Origin of the sequence: Lentzea sp. JNUCC 0626 (assembly GCF_043632865.1) — a bacterium.
Lineage (GTDB): Bacteria > Actinomycetota > Actinomycetes > Mycobacteriales > Pseudonocardiaceae > Lentzea.
Genome location: NZ_CP171635.1, coordinates 10,074,054 through 10,090,601 on the forward strand (window position 1 = coordinate 10,074,054; position 16,548 = coordinate 10,090,601).

Annotated in this window: 13 protein-coding genes and 2 pseudogenes; 3 read left to right on the forward strand and 12 right to left on the reverse strand. The window is 64.4% G+C overall.

Going from position 1 to position 16,548, the window contains the following annotated elements; translation table 11 throughout:
* Positions 1-37: 37 nt before the first annotated feature.
* The gene (locus JNUCC0626_RS47310) at positions 38-967 is read right to left on the reverse strand and encodes a hypothetical protein (RefSeq protein ID WP_394617147.1); all 930 of its coding nucleotides are present in this window, start codon (positions 965-967) and stop codon (positions 38-40) included.
* A 179-nt stretch (positions 968-1,146) separates the two neighbouring features.
* Positions 1,147-1,281: a hypothetical protein gene (locus JNUCC0626_RS47315; RefSeq protein WP_394617148.1), complete on the reverse strand. Its 135-nt coding sequence runs from the start codon at positions 1,279-1,281 to the stop codon at positions 1,147-1,149.
* 1,007 nt (positions 1,282-2,288) lie between these two features.
* Between JNUCC0626_RS47315 and JNUCC0626_RS47320 the strand changes: the two genes are divergently transcribed.
* Both JNUCC0626_RS47320 and JNUCC0626_RS50550 read left to right on the forward strand, forming a co-directional pair.
* The gene (locus JNUCC0626_RS47320) at positions 2,289-2,549 is read left to right on the forward strand and encodes a hypothetical protein (RefSeq protein ID WP_394617149.1); all 261 of its coding nucleotides are present in this window, start codon (positions 2,289-2,291) and stop codon (positions 2,547-2,549) included.
* A gap of 331 nt (positions 2,550-2,880) precedes the next feature.
* Positions 2,881-3,024 (forward strand): annotated as a pseudogene (locus tag JNUCC0626_RS50550) (IS701 family transposase); the annotation flags it as partial.
* Positions 3,025-3,239: 215 nt separating this feature from the next.
* Here JNUCC0626_RS50550 and JNUCC0626_RS47325 read toward each other — a convergent pair.
* The 7 genes from JNUCC0626_RS47325 to JNUCC0626_RS47355 form a co-directional block, all read right to left on the reverse strand.
* Entirely contained in the window at positions 3,240-3,935 is a 696-nt protein-coding gene (locus JNUCC0626_RS47325) for a hypothetical protein (protein WP_394617150.1), read from the reverse strand.
* A 408-nt stretch (positions 3,936-4,343) separates the two neighbouring features.
* Positions 4,344-5,708, reverse strand: coding sequence for a DUF6414 family protein (locus JNUCC0626_RS47330; protein ID WP_394617151.1), 1,365 nt, complete (start codon positions 5,706-5,708; stop codon positions 4,344-4,346).
* Positions 5,705-6,910, reverse strand: coding sequence for an ATP-binding protein (locus tag JNUCC0626_RS47335; RefSeq protein ID WP_394617152.1), 1,206 nt, complete (start codon positions 6,908-6,910; stop codon positions 5,705-5,707). The genes JNUCC0626_RS47330 and JNUCC0626_RS47335 overlap by 4 nt, the downstream gene beginning before the upstream one ends.
* Before the next feature lie 246 nt (positions 6,911-7,156).
* On the reverse strand, positions 7,157-7,579 hold the full coding sequence (locus JNUCC0626_RS47340) for an SDR family oxidoreductase (protein WP_394622255.1): 423 nt from the start codon (positions 7,577-7,579) through the stop codon (positions 7,157-7,159).
* Positions 7,566-8,339 (reverse strand): hypothetical protein, encoded by a 774-nt coding sequence (locus tag JNUCC0626_RS47345; protein ID WP_394617153.1) that lies wholly within the window; start codon positions 8,337-8,339, stop codon positions 7,566-7,568. Before JNUCC0626_RS47345 ends, JNUCC0626_RS47340 begins: the two co-directional genes overlap by 14 nt.
* Positions 8,340-8,542: 203 nt before the next feature.
* Positions 8,543-12,472 carry a hypothetical protein gene (locus JNUCC0626_RS47350; RefSeq protein WP_394617154.1) on the reverse strand — a complete coding sequence of 1,310 codons (3,930 nt, stop codon included), beginning with the start codon at positions 12,470-12,472 and terminating at the stop codon, positions 8,543-8,545.
* 115 nt (positions 12,473-12,587) lie between these two features.
* Positions 12,588-12,878, reverse strand: a complete 291-nt coding sequence (locus tag JNUCC0626_RS47355) for a hypothetical protein (RefSeq protein ID WP_430623488.1) — start codon at positions 12,876-12,878, stop codon at positions 12,588-12,590.
* A gap of 269 nt (positions 12,879-13,147) precedes the next feature.
* Between JNUCC0626_RS47355 and JNUCC0626_RS47360 the strand changes: the two genes are divergently transcribed.
* Positions 13,148-13,939, forward strand: a complete 792-nt coding sequence (locus JNUCC0626_RS47360; protein ID WP_394617155.1) for a hypothetical protein — start codon at positions 13,148-13,150, stop codon at positions 13,937-13,939.
* Positions 13,940-14,008: 69 nt separating this feature from the next.
* On the opposite strand, the gene JNUCC0626_RS47365 is transcribed toward JNUCC0626_RS47360, so the two are convergent.
* The 3 genes and pseudogenes from JNUCC0626_RS47365 to JNUCC0626_RS47375 form a co-directional block, all read right to left on the reverse strand.
* Positions 14,009-15,187 carry a hypothetical protein gene (locus tag JNUCC0626_RS47365; protein WP_394617156.1) on the reverse strand — a complete coding sequence of 393 codons (1,179 nt, stop codon included), beginning with the start codon at positions 15,185-15,187 and terminating at the stop codon, positions 14,009-14,011.
* A gap of 105 nt (positions 15,188-15,292) precedes the next feature.
* Positions 15,293-15,759 (reverse strand): annotated as a pseudogene (locus JNUCC0626_RS47370) (hypothetical protein).
* A gap of 140 nt (positions 15,760-15,899) precedes the next feature.
* Complete coding sequence (locus JNUCC0626_RS47375) at positions 15,900-16,088, reverse strand: hypothetical protein (RefSeq protein WP_394617157.1); 189 nt, start codon at positions 16,086-16,088, stop codon at positions 15,900-15,902.
* Between the last annotated feature and the right edge of the window lie 460 nt (positions 16,089-16,548).

A 16,548-nucleotide genomic window follows, 5' to 3' on the forward strand; every position in this document is an offset into this window, starting at 1 on the left:
CCGCAGGAATTCTGTTTCTGGGTAAGCAAAAACCGGGTCAGGACGCCCGCCGCTTCGACCGCACTGCCATCGCTGCTCCCCAGCGCGCCCCGTACACGAGGCCGGGCAGCAGCCGCCGGAATCGCAGGTGGATCTCTCCCGCCCGGTCGACGGTCCGCTGTGCCCCGGTCGGCTCTACTTCGGACCGCAGCACCCCGTCGAACGCCCGCACCAAGCGCTTGTGGTCGTGTTCGAAGCGCACGCGCAGGTCGAACAGCTCGCAGGGCCGTTCGGGCAGGTACAGGAAGCAGGGGTGCATCGCGTCGCGGTGCGACAGTCGGTACCGCAACGCGAAGTCGTGTTTGACGCCGCGGGCCAGCGGTTCGGCCGGCACGAGCGTGAAGCCCGGCCGGTCGGTGTCGGAGCGGTCGCGGAGCGTGCCGCCGTAGAGCAGGTGCACGTCGACGTCGCGGCGGCGCACCGGGAAGACCGAGGTGAAGTTCAGCGTCTCGACGCCGTCCTGGTCCACGACGACCTGGTAGCGCTCGATCACCTCGGGCTGTCCCTGGTCGAGCACGACGGCGACGCTCAGCTCCGCAATGTGCCAGCTGCCGTCGGTGCGCGGGGCCGTCGTGGCCGCGAGTTCGGCGAGCTGGTCGACGGCCTCGTCTATGCGGCGGCGCACGGTGCGGGAGTCGCGGTCGATGCGCGCGGCCACCCACGTGACGCGTTCCTGGTAGAGCGGCTGGCGGACGTCGGGGATCAGGCCGAACGCGGCCCGCGCCGCGAACTGCAGGTCCTCGGGCAGCTGCTCGACGAGTTCGGTGAGCCGGGTGACGAGCTTCTGCTTCGCCGCGACCGACCCGTCCGCGCTCGTGATTCCGCAGGCGGCGGCGAGCAAGGGTCCGATGCGGTCGACAATCCGGTCCGCGTGCACACCCCGTCCCTTGCGCAGCGTCTTCAGCTCTCTGACCAGGTTCGTCAGCATCTGACCTCCTCTCGGCCTGATGGCTGTACCGAGCCGAGCGCCAGGGTGTTGGGTGTCGGCGTTAACGGCCGTACGCGGGAAGTCTTGCCCCGTGGTTAACACGAGCACTCACCATCCCGCGCACGGCCTTCTCAGTGGTGCGCGACAACACGATCAGGTTGCTAGCGCGGTGGCCTGAGTCAGGCGGCTCGTGACAGCGCGATCCGCCTGGCGTTGTACGCAATCAGAATGCTCGCGCACGCAGCGGCGAGCGACACCTCCAGCGGGTAACCGCGGATCGTCAAGAACGCGGCGAACACCTGGATGGTGATCACGATGACGACTGGAGAGTCAGCGAGCCAATGCCGCTGACCTCGCGGGTGTATGTCTGGCGTGCAGGCTCGATTACTGCCGGACTGATCCATCGTCGCAGACCCCTCATCTTCTTGGCCCAGGCGGGTTATGAGCGTTCAGACGAGCTGTGGCAGGAGTGACAGCTCCAGCCACCTGAACGCCATGAGTGTGCACGGGTTCGGGATCACGCGGTAGCCCCGCTACCCTCTGTAGTTGGCTCAAACGGGGCAAGGGGCCCACCGACTGTCATCGGAGGCCCCTTGGGTGAAACCCCGCCTGGACCAACAGGTCGCGGTTTCGGAGGCGAGCCAGCAGGCCCAACCTCGGCTCTGAGAGTAAGGCCGCCCTGAACGCAGGCCAAAGAGCCGGGTGAGAGTGACCACTTCTTGTCCACATTCGTGTCCACTTTTGGAAAGTGGACACGCCGTGCCGACGTTCGCCCTGGCCAGGCGGCATGTCGTGGGCTGAGCGAAATGGGCGTCGTGGTCGCCTGCTGGACGGTTTCGGGAGGCGAGGGTCACGGGATGCCTGTGCAGTAGCTGGAGGGTCAGGTTACTCGCCAATCGGCCATTGCGACATATGTGCTTGAGGGAGTGTGATTGCCGACTGCCGAGAGTTCAAGAACCTCGGTTGCCAATAATGATCTTCGACCAGGCGGGGTAGAGATCACGCAAAGTAGTTTCGAAGTCATGATCAATATGGCGTCGATACCTGGTGATGTGCGGGATATCGGCCCATGTCAACGATGTCTGCAGTGCGGTGGCTGGACGGCCTTGCGATGGCGATAGTGATGAGTGGTGACCCCGGTCGACCGGCGCACTAGGGCGATCCGGTTCGCTTTATTGGAGCTCATATGGAATTCCATAGGTGCTGAAGGGGTCAATATCGGTGTGCTGATCGCGCGCGTCGTGCCAAGGCCCGCGACGGAAGATTGGCATGGACGGCTGGTCTAGGGTTGCTCGCCTGCTGATGCTTGTGGCTAGGTAGCGTGGAATTGTTCCTCTCGGCGTGTGTGCCGCGTCTCTGTGAGCTGACTGGTCAGCGCCAGTGCATCCGCGACGCCAGCCGATACGCGACCATCGCGCTACGCACCGGCATCCACCCGAAGATTGTCAGCTCGCGGCTGGGGCATGCGACCGTGGCGTTCACCTTGGACACGTACTCGGCGGACATCGAGGACCTGGACCGCGACGCCGCCGAGGCAGTGATTGGTCTGTTCCTGCCGTCCTCGGCGAGGGGGCTGATCTGACGTGGAAAAACGCCGATCTGCTACCACTTCTGCTACCGAAGGCCCCAAAACCGGGTGGTCGCGGTATGCAAAAAACCGGAAAGCCCCCGACCTTCGCAGGTCAGAGGCTTTCCGGCTGTGTGGGCGATACTGGGATCGAACCAGTGACCTCTTCGGTGTGAACTATAGCGACGAGGATGCGCTGACCTGCGAAAACAAGCCTCTTGCGGGTCGGCGCGGTTCCGTTCGGGTCCATTGAGGACAGTTTGGGCACGTTCAATACACGGAGTTGCTCCCAATCTGCTCCCACTCCGTGCTCCCAAGGCTCATCGGCTCTGTCCGTCTGAGGTCGGCGTGCGAGCACGACTACCGCGAACTCAAAGATGGACTCGGCCTGGACCACTCCGAAGGCCGCGCCTGGCTCGGCTGGCACCACCACGTCACCCTCGCCGCCGTCGCCCAGGCCATCTGCACCCAGCTCCGCCGCACCCCCAAGCCCCTGCGGAGGCCTGAGCTTCTACGCGGTCCTGCGCGAACTCCAGGCCTTACTCGCGGTCTGGACAGGCGTCTGCCACACCTGCCGACAACCTGTCCAGACCCAGACGCCCACATCCGCAACGACCCAGGTCAACAACACCTACCAAAGCACTACTACTAGGTGTGCTGGTCTGGACGGTTGTGGCGTCGGAGCGGCAAGGCAAGGCGGCATCGTCAGCTTGAATGCCCGGTCTCGCCGAACTCGAACTGGGCCGACTTTCCAGCTGTGTAGGCGGCCTGAAGGCGCGGCGTTGCGTGGCCAAAGCTTGGGTACAGCAGGTGGTCCTTGGGTAGGTCGTCGCCGCGGTATGGGCACCACCCGATCTGGCCGTGGACCTTCAAGATGATCCGGCCGCAGAGGCCGCAATCCGTCCACCACCAGGGCGAGGTGCCGGGCTCTGCACCTTCTTGAGGGATGATCATGTAGGCAGTGGGTCCGAAGCCAAGTTCCCATTTGGCAGGCCCGGTGAGGAAAGGTGCCCACCCGATGTCGTCGACCCAGCGGTACTCCGGCACATGGTCCACGAACTCGTTGAGGCTCATGTTCGTCAAGCTGGCTGGGGCAGGCAAGTCCACCTCGCCGAAGTAGATGCAGGTCCGGAGACCCGTTCCAGTGCTTAGCGCCTGCGCTTTGCGGACCTCGACGTCGGTCGGGAACTCGCCCTTCACCTCGAACCACATCGCCAGCTCGGTGTTCGGGTAGAGCTGGAAGTCGGGTAGATACGCTCCGGCATCACCGAGACTGAAGCCCTCGGGCTCGTACCGCCATGGGATACCGAGGGTGTCGAAGAAGACCGCCCACCTGGCCTCCCGGCGGGACCTGAACCGGTAGCCGGCGTAGCGAGTCTTGATCGGGGTGATTCGCCCCATGGACCGTCTCCTCGAGATAGGTAAGAGGTCGCGCAGATTGGGTGGGGCGGCCTCACCCGCTATGAGGAGCAGGCACACCTATGGTGATCACGAAGCTGAATACGCTTCGTGATCACCATAGGTGTGCCTGCACGTTGCCATCATGGCTGACTGCCATACCGTGGGACCAGTTTGGCGCGCTGATCCCACTTCGACCGGTGATCGATCCCACCCGTCCGCTGGGATCTTGAGTCGGCGGACAGGATCGCCATGTGGTCGGGGGCGTCTGACGTCAGGTCTGGCTATGGCCTGCTGAAGTCCCGGCAACCGCGGCCTGAGCCCTTTGCTGCTATACCGGTCGGCCCCCACCCAGGACAAGTTGCTTTGACGAGGCCCGGGGCGAGAGTCCGAATGGACTCTCGCCCCCGGCTACCAGTAGATGGCGATGATCTCGGCGTCGATCAGGTTCTCCGCCACGCGTTCTTGAGGAGCGGAAAGGATGTTGCTCACCGGGTTCACCGCCGTTCCGTCGATCTCGAGCCCGTTCCGGTGGCATGCCGTCTGGCGGAGCTGTGCGTGCACCTCCGAGGACAGGAATCTGTCCGCCAGCTTCTCCACGTGCTCCCTGATCGGTTTGAAGGCACTCGAAGCGCTGCCGGCTGAGCGGAACGCGTGCTGGTTCTCGACGGCGAGGACCGACAGGGCGATCGTGTCGTCGGAGCTGAAGGCGAGGGCGAGCTCCTCGGCGATGAGCTCTCCGTAGGTGGTCAGCGCCGCTGTGCGGAGTTCGTCCGTCTTGGAGCCGGTGCTGGAGGTGCCGGAGAAGGCGCCGACCGCCACTGAGCCGAACTCGGCGATCTTCTGGCTCAGACTGGGGTCGATCCGGTTCAGCGAGTCTCCCAGCTTCAGCGGGTTCCACGTGGCGCTGATCCCTCGCCCGTTCAAGCGGCAGAGCACGCGATACCGGGACTGGGTGAACAGGATCCGCCGGATGTCCTTCCAGTACAGATCCCGCTGGGTGTCGCCGACGAGGTAGATCGGCTGAGCGGGGTAACCCGACCCGGCTTCGAGGTCGTCGTGGACGCTCCGGTGGATGATTTTGAGGCCGTGCTCGGTCTGCACGGCGACGTAGTCGACGACGCGGCACTTCAGCGGGATGAGGTTGACCATCATCTTCTCGATCAGGTTGTTGATCGAGATGAGGCCGTCCAACACCTCGGCTGATCCGAACTGGGCTCGCAGCTCTGCGTTCTCGTCGGCGAGCTCCTTCAGCGTGGCGAGGATGTTGCTGAGCTGGAAGATCGCGTCGGTGTCCAGCTCGACCTCAATCTCGGCGAGCTGGCCGCGGTCGAGGTCGGTGGCGGGCACGATCCAGTACTTCTCGGCGGGGTCGCGCTCGTGCGCGAGGATGCGCAACGCGTCGTTGCGGGACGGCCGGCTGGTGATGGGCAGGTTGGCGCGCAACGACATGTCGTTCTTCTCGAGGTCCCACAGGCGTTTGACCAACGCCTGGACGGTGGCCTTGCTGACCACCTGCGCGTTGGAACTGCGAGATGACTCGAAACGCGAGCCAAGACGGGCTTTGAACGGTGCGAAGCCCGCCTCGGCCTGTCCGTTCACCTCTCCCTTGTACGCGGAACCGTTGTTGTCCGTGAACTCGTGGGGAATCGCACCGTCCCGTGAGGACAGCAGGCTGGTGACACTGACCTCGTCGAGGTAGATGAACTCGCGCAGCTCGTTCTTCACCTGCTGTGTCTGTGCGTCGGCTTTCGCCTCGCGTCGCTTCGTCGTCATGGTGCGGTGTCCGCCTTCGGGGTATTGGTCGGCCGACTGGAGGCGATCAGGTTGCGGCGCTTGGCGGCCTGCTCGAACCCCGCGAGGTAGTCCTCTGTGGTGATCGCCTGACGGCCGTCCTTGACGGCGAACAACGCGGCATCGCTCCAGATGGCCGTGAGCTCGGCCGGTGACCAGCCGGACGTCCGGTCCGCCATCGCGCCGTGTGGAAGGTCGCCGGATGTGGCGAGTTTGCGCGCACTCGTCACGAGGATGGCCTCGCGGTCGTCTCGGGAAGGGTTCGGGAAGTGGATCTCCCAGTCGAACCGTCCTGGTCGGCGGAGCGCCACATCGATGTCCTGAGGGCGATTCGTCGTCGCGATCACGATGACGTTGTCGGACTTGTCGAAGCCGTCCATCAAGGTCAGGAACTGGCCGACGAGCCGACGCGACGATTCGTGCGACTCGTCGCCGCGCTGCGGTGCGACGCTGTCGATCTCGTCGAAGAAGATGATCGCCCGCGGTTGGGAGCGAGCGTCCTCGAAGATCGACCTGATCACGTCCTCGCTCTCGCCGACGTACTTGCTGATGATCTCCGGGCCGCTGATCTTGTAGAACACCGCGTCGGCCTGCTGGGCGATGATCCGCCCGAGCAGCGTCTTGCCTGTGCCGGAGGGGCCTGTGAACAGCACTCCCTTGATGGCGCGAGCGCCAATCATCTGCAACTCGTCGTGGTACTGCAGAGGCAATTCGATCAGGTCCTTGACTCGGTCCTTGACCTCCTCGTACCCGCCGAAGTCGTCGTAGGTGAGCGATCCGTCAGGGGTCTCGCGGAGCTTGTCGACGTCGAAGGCGTCGCCGAGGAAGATCTCGTGCTGTCGGATGGGCTTGTCGGCGAGCAGACGGGTGATGCCCAGCCTGTCGGTGCCCTCGACCGTGTTCCCCATGACGATCTCGAAGGCGGTCGGCAGCGGAACGTTCCTGAGGTTGCCGTTGATGTTGATGATCGCTTCGTCGGCGAGCACGGATCGAACGATCCCGATCCACGGGACCTCCGGCCACAGTGCTTGTGGCGCGCGATCGACGGAGTCGAGGTCCGGACTGACGAGAACGACGTCGCCCGCGGCCAGCGGTTCCTCGCCGCCTTCGTCGTCCTCCAACGTGAACAGGTACCCGGTCGGCAGTTCGAGATAGACCAGGCCTTGGTCGTCAACGTGCTTCACGCGCGCGACCGCACGGCGAAGATCGTTCTGCAAAGCTCCAGCGCCTTCCGTCCGACAGCAGGGACCACCTGATGTTAACTGTCAACGGGAGGTGTCGAGTTCGGAGTCCGGCAACGGCCTTGCGGCACAAGCACAGGCTCGTTAGGGCACTCAGGAAGTTCGATGTCCACGGGGGTGGTCACGTGGGCCGTGAAGTGCCGGAGCCCTCGCCGCCGTGGAGAGGGCTCCGGCACGTCTCCGCAGCGATCAACGCGCGAGTCCGCCTCCGTCGACTGGCAGGACCGCGCCGTAGACGCACTTCGCGGCGTCGGTCGTGAGGAACGCGGTCGCCGACACGATCTCGTCAGCCTGGCCGGGGCGGTCCGCCGCGATGCTGTCGATGATCTCCAGGACGCCAGGCTCCTGCGCGTCGGTGCCGAGGGTCACGATGACACCGGGGGAGACGGTGTTCACGCGGACGCCTGACGGGCCGAACTCGGTGGTCCAGGCTCGGGTCAACGACTCGATGGCGCACTTGCTTGAACTGTAGACCGAGGCATTGGGCAGGCCGCGCTGTGCGAGGCCGGTCGAGACTTTGACGATCGTTTCTCGCCTTGCGCGGGCGCCTGCGGCCCCTGGTACTCCATATGACGGCAGGAACTCGCGTGCGCTGGAGCTAGCGGGCGCCAGCTACGTGCAGGGAAGTCACCGACATCGCAATGCCTGCGAGGATCAGGACGCCTCCAGACACCCACAGGGTGACCGAATTGCATGGCGGCATGATGGACGTGATCAACGCCGTGGCGACGCTACTGAGAAAGCAGATCCCCAGGAACAGGCTTGAGTACCGCTTGATGCTGTTGGACCACTGGACGGCGTCGCTCATGCGCGTCCCGGTGTACCGCCATGAGATAAGTCCAAGGACGAGTTGTATACCCACGAGCACGAGGCCAAGTACGTCGATCGCTCCGAAGATGTCGGGGGTTCGGGCGTTGAGGCTCTGATGATCACGCGCTCCTGCATACAGGAACACGAGGACGATCACTGGTAGTACGACCACCATCGTGACTCGCAAGGTCTTTTCGACGCTCGTGTTCGTGGCGACGAGTCGACGCCCACCACTACGGGTCGCGATCAGCATCAACAGCACGGCATAGATCAACAACAGTGCAGAGGCCGCGAATCCGATCCCAGCAACGATTTCAAGCAGCGTGGAGCGGGCACCTTGGGTCTTGTCCCCTGCGATCGCCGCGTAGTTGAGGCTGGTGAGGACCAGGCCGAGAAAGCCGGAGATCAGGGGGCGCAAGGCGTTGTCGAAGGATCTTCCGCTCTTCTTGGCGGCGACTCGGACGGTGACCACCACGGTCACTGCGGTGAAGGCGAAGCCTGCGAGAACGCCCGCGAGCTGTGAGTACAGGGAAGCGATCTGACTGTTGTCCAGCTCGATCATGTGCTCGCACAGCACGGCCGCTCCCTTCGCCGGTGGTTCTCGGGTGTAAGCCGAGTCGGCGGATGAGCTCGTTCTGTTACGGCTCTGGGCTATGTGAGTGACGTGTCCGCTGCACGCGACTGTCCACTTCGAATGGAATAGCCTTGCTTAGATGATCTTGTGTTTGTGGCTGGGCAACGGCAAGTTGTTGTCGAGGATGCCGACTATGAGTCCATCCGCTCCTCAAAGTACCGAGCCTCGAACGCCTGTATTTCCTGAAGTGCGCTGACCAGCTCTTCGAGTTCCTCCTTCAACTCCTCGTCCCGCTCGACCGCAACGGCTTGCTCGGCCTGCAACTTGATTTGTGCGAGTTCAGGAGCGGTCCAATGTGCTGGCCGCATGGCGGTCGCTATGTAGCTGCGAACGTCCTCATGGTGCTCGCTGCCACGATTGACCGTCAGCATCTGTCGTGCAAGGTCCAGGTGAAAGACCGGCCAGGCGCTCACCGCGCTGAGCGCGGCTGCGAGCCCGACCAGTTTGTCCGCCGCCAGGCTTCTCACTTCAGCCCTGAGGCGGTCGGCCTGGCCTTGCGTCATGCCGTCGGCCATAACCAGCCGCATGACAGTCGCCCCAACGTTTTCCTCGTTGCTGACTTTGTCGATCATCCAGCGCACAAGCTCACGGGCGTTGTCACTGAACGTCGCGCTGAGACCTTCGATCTCAACGGGTAGCGCTCTGCCTGACGCGACCGTGGCTTTCAACCTTTCCAGCACGAGGTTCGGATGTGACCGTGCGATGCCGGTTGCGATCTGCTTGGTCGTGTAGTCAGACCATTCGGCTCGCTCGACCAGACTCAGCACCGCTGTCGCGTCCGTCTCGGAAAGGTTGCTGCCCCAAGGGTAACCGTCGTAGTTGCAGGCCCGTTCCAGAACGCCGGCAGCCACGTCTTTCGATACGTCGGCGGTCAGCAGCATGTCGGCCGTTTCGATCGGGAAGTCGTTGAGCAGGGCGTGCGCGCCGAGAAGGTACCGATCTCGAACATGAGGGTCTGGATCGTTGATGCCCTGCTGGAAGATGGTCGTGAACGAGCCTCCACGGTTCGCCCAGCCTGAGTTCGCCATTGCGTTGGCCGCTCCCAGCCGCACCTCTTTGCGCTGGCCGGTGATCTTCGCAAGCCACGCGAGCAGGGCGGTTTCGTTTTGGGTTGTCCAATGGATGAGCAGCCACGACAACTGCTCATCCAAGGGGCCCGGCTCATTCGCGGCGAGCGCGTCCGCGAGACTGGCGGCCAGCTCCGGTCGAGCGGTGACAAGTGCCGAAAGGAAGAACTGCGGCAAGCCGCCGTCCTGACCGAGCAACCGAACCTCGCGCGAGACCTCATCCAACGTCCGGATGATGGACACCGCGTCGCTGTCAAGCGTTGTGAGGCGTGCGACGATCCGAGCGGCCAAGGCGTTGTGTTCCGCGCGTTTGCGCTCGATGCGCTCCCCAATGCTCGCAAGCGAGCGCGCCTGCAGCTCTTCCTCGGAGAGCCCGCTCTTCGCAGCTGCTTCGGCTTCATCTGCGTCTTGCAGTTCGGTGAGCGTCGGGAGTGGCACGCCTGCGCGCGACATCGACGTGACCTGGCCGCGTCCGAGTGCGAACTCGGCCAGGTCGTCGCCGCGTTCATCGAGGTCGGTGATCAAGGTCAACGCTTGGTGTCGAAGAGGAAGAGACATCGCGTGATCTGCCGACCAGGTCACGGTGTGTCTGACCAACCGGCGGAGCACTGCGTGACTGGTGCTCGCAGCAACCTCGACCAAAACAGCGAGCGTGGCCAAATCGTCCTCTTGCCAGGCGAGCACCTCGTCGGGGCCTGGGCTGTGACCAAAGGTTCCCTGCTGCTCTCGCAACGCCTGACCGAGGAGGCCTACGGCGGGACCGGCTCGACGGGGTTCATCGCTGCACGCCTCAGTTCGCAGAATCTCCCGAATTCGATCCCGTGTCGGGCGCGCCCACTCCGCGGATACGGCGTAGGGCTTGAACGCCAGTGAGTTAAGAGCGTCCTGTTCCGTGCGGTAGCCGGCCTTCTCCAGAAGTGGCTTGAGCGCGAAAAGCGGACTCACAACGTCTTGGCTACCTGCGCTTTCGGCAAGCCACGCTTCCACACGCCGAACGATCCGCTCCGGGAAGCTGGGGTCGGGCAAGACCCCGATGTCCGCCAGCTTGTTGACGATAATCCGTTCCGGATGTTCCGGCTGCTGGTGCGGTGGCCTGTGATCGCGGCGCCGCAGCCACCACAGCGCGTCGAGTGCGGTCTCAAGCAACTCTGGATCATAGACAGCGCAACCGCCGTAGAGTTCGGCAAGGACAAAGCGGGTGCGTTCGGTGTTCTCGTCGTCGGACTCCTCAACCCTTGCAAGTACTTCGCCCAGGGCCTGGACCAGGAGACGCGGTTGGGTCGCGGTAAGCCCTTTAAGCGTACGGAGCTCGGCGGGAAGCTCCGCAAGCTCTGTGGCCCGCAGGTCGATGCGGACCGCCTCCCAGACGCCGGGAAACACGGACGGGCCATCCTGCTGAGCGAAGCGCCAATCGAGCTCCGCGATCTGCGAGATCAGTCTCGTCGCGAACCTGGAGCCAAAGATCGTCCACAGCTCGCGGACGAAGCCCGTGTCCGTCTTTCCCACCGCGGCCTCGCGCTCAAGGATCTCGTCGGCCAGCACGTCTGGCGTCACTCGCGTCTGGCCACTCCTCGTAATCAGTACGCCCCTGTCCTTCAGTTGCGCGATGAGCCGAAGAGCGTGAACCGGCTGAAGTTCGCAGAACTTCGCGATGTCTACTGCAAGCTGAGTGTCGTCGTCGTTGACGGAACCGAGTGCGGAGTAGACCGCCAACAACCGACGCGCCGGATTTTCCTCGACGTCGTCAAGGCTCAGTTCTTGGTACCGTGCAAGGATTTGCTCCCGCAGTCCAGCGTCCAGGCCGAGCGGAGTTGTGAGCTCGCCGCGGCGGAGGAGGTTCAAGGCCACCACCGCTACAAACGGGCTGTCGACCGCTTGATTTGCGAAGTACTCGCGTACTGGCCAGCGGATCTCCAGTCCGTCGGACAGCGACGTGACGAGCTCTCTGGCTTCGGGTTTCGAGAGCTGGCCAACGGCGACCTCATGTATCTGGGAGGACGAGTAACGCGCCGCAATCACCTGTGCCCGCAAGGGAACTGTCCCCGTCGGACGGGTCGCGAGCACAAGCTGTGTTCCTGGCACCGTTCGCGCGTACGTCAACAGCGGAGCCAGCGCGGCGGGATCGTGGTGAGCGTCGTCCACGACGACAACGGCCGGAATGTGTGGCAGTTCTGCCATGACGATCGGATTGAGCTGCATACCTGGCGACAGCAGCGTTACGGGAACAGCCGGGTTGAGTCGCTCGAACTCTTCAAGAGCCTCCAAGAGCAGTCGGGTCTTACCTCGGCCGCCCGGTCCGGACACGAGCAAGATCGGCGGCCGGTCGGCGCTGCGATCGATGGCGCGTTCGAACTGTTCGTACTCAGCACCTCGCCCCACCATCGGACCGAGATCGTTCAGCACGGTCTCGGGATTCCGGCGATCGGCCGCGAACGCCGCCAGGCTCAGGAATCCGTCCTCGCCGGGCATCTCCAGCAGCGACTTGCGTTCCGTCACACCCCAGGTGGCGTCGAGAACGTCACGGCGCTTGTGCAGCGGCAGGTCGTCGACGAGCCGGCCCAGACCGCGTCGATCGAGCAGCTGCCACTTCGGGTACTTCTTGATCTCGGCGCGGGCCGCGTCGGAGGCCTCTCCGGAGTAGACCAAGTAGTACTCGTCCGCTACGAAGGTGCATTCGGCTACCGCATCGCGCACTTTCGGTGCAGTGAGACGGTCGTGGCGCTTGCACTGCCAGCCGGCGGATTTGCCGTCGCTGAACGTGCCCTCGAAGTCGATGCCGTCCTGCTTGTCGCCCTTCCTGCCCCATCGCTCGACGCGCACGACCTTGCGCACGCCTGGGCCGCAGAACCTGTGAGCGCTCAGGACGCGCTCGGTGAAGTCCTCGAAGGTGTCCGGCGTCAAGGACTGAGTGGGGACGAGGGTCGGGTTCTTGTCGGGAACCGGCTCGGAGGCGCCATTGGTCGCGACGGGTGGTTCGGCGAAGCCCTCGGCCATTGGAAGAGGTTACGCCGCTTGGCTTCTCGAATGAGTGAACGACGCCGACCACCCTTTGAAGTGGCTTCCTTCCTGTGTGGCCCGTCCGCCTCGGCAAGCTGATGGCCGCAACGGCTCAGGGCTGGATGAGCTCCAAGTCCTCCAACAGGCTCCGGTGCTTCGGCTGCCAGCCGAGGACCTCGCGGGTGTGGGCGCTGGTGGCGGGCTGGTCCAGGGCGAAGATCGGGCCGAACGGTCCGAAGTTCTCCAGCGAGACGGACTGGACCGGCAGGCCCAGACGTACGCCGATGACCGAGGCGATGTCGCGGACCGCGTCGCCCTCGTCGGCGACGGCGTGCCAGGACGTGTCGGCCGGCGCCGATTCGAGGACCAACCGGAACAGGACCGCCGCGTCGAGCGCGTGCACCGCCGGCCAGCGCTGGGTACCGTCGCCGGGTAACCCTCCACGGCAGTGTGGCAGGCCTGGTCATATATGAGATATGAGGACCGTAGGTCGGAGTTGCGGCGATTTGGCCTGGTGAGATCCCTTCGCCCGCGACGCGCCTGCTTTGCCGAAGGTGGACTGCCTGGTCAGCGACCGAAAAGCGTTGGTCCAGATGGGCCTACGACGCATACCGTCAACTGGACGCCTGCGCTGGCGTTGAGCACGATCGCCGGCAATGGACGAAGGTGCACATGGCCACACCTCCATCAGACGAGCAAGGGCTTCAGGCGCCCCTGCAGGGTGAAGACCTCGCGCCGTTCAAGGTCGCGCCCACGGGGAAGTGCTGGTGGTGCGGAGACGTCGCGGACACCCGCGAGCACAAGTTCAAGCGCACCGACCTCGCACGGATGTGGCCGCAGGGCAGCCACCTCGTCTGGGGTGATGGCACACAGACGGCGAACGTCCGCTCGGCGCGCAAGTCCACCTTCGTGAAGTTCTCCGCGAACCTGTGCGGTGCGTGCAACAACACCCGCAGTCAGCCCTTCGACGTGGCGTACGACAAGTTTTCTTCGTACGTGTGGGAGCACCAGGACAGCCTGTGGTGGCGGCGCTACCTGGACATGACCAAGGTGTACGGCGCTCAGTGGGAGGACGGGGCGACGAACCTCGCCCGCTACTTCGTCAAGCACTTGGGTTGCCGCATGGCCCACGAGAACTATCCCGTTCCGGCCGTGCTCAAGCCGTTCCTGGACGGCGACCCGAAGGCCGACAGCGTGCACATGGCTCTGTACAAGGATCCCGCGCTGAGGGCACGCCGCCAGCAGGGCAAGCGGGACGGTATCGACGCGACGGGACTGTTTATCGAGCCGGCCGTCGGCGCGGCCAGCCGAAGTCGAAACCGCCTCACCCGGTACTTCAGCGGACTCACGATCGGGACCGTCGGCGTGGTTTACGTCTGGGACGAGGACGTCGTCGACACCGACCCGTTCTACGTGCACCGTCGTGCCCGGCTGCATCGCCGCGACCACCTCCCGTCGGCGTAGCGCCGTGCCGCAGGTCAACCGCGAGGTGCCTGAGAGGTGCGGTCTCGGGTGGCCACGAGGCTCCCGAGATCACCTCACAGGCGTTACGTGCGTGGGGAACGGCTCACCCGACGGCCATTGCGCTGGAAGACCGATCACGGTGTGAGGTTTCGCCGCGGGGAGTTCGCGCTCGATCCGGCCGTCCACCATCCGCACCGAATCCCAGGTCGGGAGCACGGGTGCGCTCATCGAGCTCGGGCTTGGGCTGTGCCACAGCGTTGGGGCGTTCCTCGGCCACGTCCAGGGCGCCGGGTTGTCCACGACGAGCACTCCGCTCACCCGCTCATGACCGTGGTCGTGTGGAAGCGTCCAATAGCCGTCCCGCAACCGGCCGTAGGTAGACGCCTTGCCTCGATCGACGTACTCCACCGTGTTTCCGTACAGCGCGGTCTCGATGTCCTCGTCGTCTGGGAAGAAGACCGCGAATCCGACCGCTACGACGAACGGCAGGTCGAGCTTGCCGTACCTGCTGCCCTTCTTCTTGACGGCACTGTGGACCAGGTCGCTCTCCCCACCGAACCGCGGCAACGCCGGGTAGAACCCGATCGTCGAGGCGGGGAGACCTCGGTTGCCGGGACTTCTGCGAATGGCGTGGAACGAGAAGGACCAGTCACCCTCCTCCCAGGTGTGACCGAATTTCGACCGGTTGTCCTGTGCACCGTCGGACTCGTCCGGATCCAGGCCTTCGAGCCAGCGCGCCAGGCCTGCCTTGAGCCGCTTCTCAGACGGCTTCGTCGTGCCGATCTTGTTGATCGTGATGTCCAGGCTGAAGTTCGGGCTGGGAACGGCGTTGACCGCGTCGAAGAGGGACATGGTCAACGCGCTGTAGGCGGTGCCCTTCAAACGCTGCGCCGTCCAGACCGCTTCCATGACGAACTGTCCGTCCGAATGACTCACGAGAAAGTCCGGGCGCTTGCCCCGGTCGCCAGCGGCTCGCTCTATCTCGACCGTGCAGCCGGAGCCGATCAGCATCTCGTGCAGGTACAACTCCCACAACGTCGAGCCGACGTTCGTGTCGGAGTTCCGATCTTGAAGCCGACTCCGGAAGCCCGGCCGCACGTCCGCAGGAAGGTGCGACCACCACTCGTTGATCGTCTCGCGCACCTGGTCCCAGAACGGCCCGGCGACCCGGTCGTAGAACTCGGCCTCGGACTCGCTCTCCCGCTTGGAACACGAGTCCGTCCGGCTCCGGTCCGCGTAGATCGCCATGAACCTGATGTTAGACGGGGGAGGAAATCAGGATCGATCGATACTTGGGTGGGGCGTCGTTCTCAACGGCCGCTGGGCGCTACCGGCGTTCCGCGAGAATACGCGTTAGCAGGTCGTTCTCCTTGTACAGCGCCATGTTCGCCTGCCCGATGGCCCACTCGATGTGGTCGCGGGGATGATCGAGACGCCGTCGGTGTCGGCGACGACGAGGTCGCCGGGGCGACGACGATTCCTCCCGCGGAGATGGGTTTTTCCGATGATGCCGGGGCCGTTCTTGAACGGGCCGGCCGGTGTGGCGTCGCGGGCGAAGACGACGAGTCCTTGAGTAGTCAGGGATTCGGCGTCGCGGATGGCCCCGTCGATGATCGCTCCTGCGACACGCTTGTTGACCATGATCTCGCCGATCAGGTCGCCGAGGTGTCGCCCTGGCCGTTGATGACGAGGACGTCGCAGGGCTGGGCGTCGCCGAGGGCGCGGTGGACAGCGAGGTTGTCACCGGCACGGGTGAGGATGGGAAGAGCGGGCCCGACCAGCCGCGTGCTGGCGGTGTTGGGGCGGATTCCGCCCTCCATGACGAGAAGGCGGTCGAAGACGTCGCCGGCGATGGCGGCTGGAACGTCGGCGAAGGTTTCACGAGGTCGGGGGCCGGACGTTCCCAAGGCTCGGCGAGAGTGAGCGCGTCGGTGGCGGTGTTGATGAACATGGAGCTCCTTCAGGTGACGCGGTCGGGGACGGGCTGCACGGCGTTGTCAGGGACCTCACCCGCGAGGGCTTGGCGGATGCAGACGGAAGCGGCATGCCCGACGTCGAGCAGCGATTCCTCGGTCTGAGCTTGTGCGTGCCGAAAAGTACGTCCGCGCAGGTTGTGAGCCTCATCGGATGGCTGGCGGTCGTCGGGCATGATCGCGTCCGTGCTGGTTCGCTTACCTTGCCGTCACCCACGCCTTCGCCGCGCTGCGGCTACTGCGATTGACTGATCGCGAGAAGGACGTCGAGATTCTCGCTCTTCGCCACCAACTCACTGTCTTACAACGACAACTCGGCGACCGAAGCCCACAACTCCGACCTGAGGACAGGGCGTTTCTCACCGCGCTCCTGACGCCGGTGGCCCGCGCAACTCTGCATCGACTCCGTCTGATGGTCAGCCCGGACACGGTGCTGCGATGGCGTCGTGACCTGGTGAAGCGTCGCCACGCCCAGGCGAGCCGGCGTCGAAGGTCTGGGCGTCCGCGCACCGTGGCGTCGATCCGCCGCCTTGTCTTGCGTCTGGCGGCGGAGAACTCGTCGTGGGGCTTATCGGCGCATCCATGGAGAACTTGCCCTGCTCGGTGTCGGGGTCGCTCCTTCGACCGTGGGAGATC

Excerpts from the sequence above, each read along its gene's own strand:
- JNUCC0626_RS47350 (WP_394617154.1), bottom strand. The coding sequence starts at position 12,472 with ATGGCCGAGGGCTTCGCCGAACCACCCGTCGCGACCAATGGCGCCTCC.
- JNUCC0626_RS47310 (WP_394617147.1), bottom strand. The coding sequence starts at position 967 with ATGCTGACGAACCTGGTCAGAGAGCTGAAGACGCTGCGCAAGGGACGG.
- JNUCC0626_RS47330 (WP_394617151.1), bottom strand. The coding sequence starts at position 5,708 with ATGACGACGAAGCGACGCGAGGCGAAAGCCGACGCACAGACACAGCAG.
- JNUCC0626_RS47360 (WP_394617155.1), top strand. The coding sequence starts at position 13,148 with ATGGCCACACCTCCATCAGACGAGCAAGGGCTTCAGGCGCCCCTGCAG.
- JNUCC0626_RS47375 (WP_394617157.1), bottom strand. The coding sequence starts at position 16,088 with ATGCCCGACGACCGCCAGCCATCCGATGAGGCTCACAACCTGCGCGGA.
- JNUCC0626_RS47345 (WP_394617153.1), bottom strand. The coding sequence starts at position 8,339 with ATGATCGAGCTGGACAACAGTCAGATCGCTTCCCTGTACTCACAGCTC.
- JNUCC0626_RS47325 (WP_394617150.1), bottom strand. The coding sequence starts at position 3,935 with ATGGGGCGAATCACCCCGATCAAGACTCGCTACGCCGGCTACCGGTTC.
- JNUCC0626_RS47365 (WP_394617156.1), bottom strand. The coding sequence starts at position 15,187 with ATGGCGATCTACGCGGACCGGAGCCGGACGGACTCGTGTTCCAAGCGG.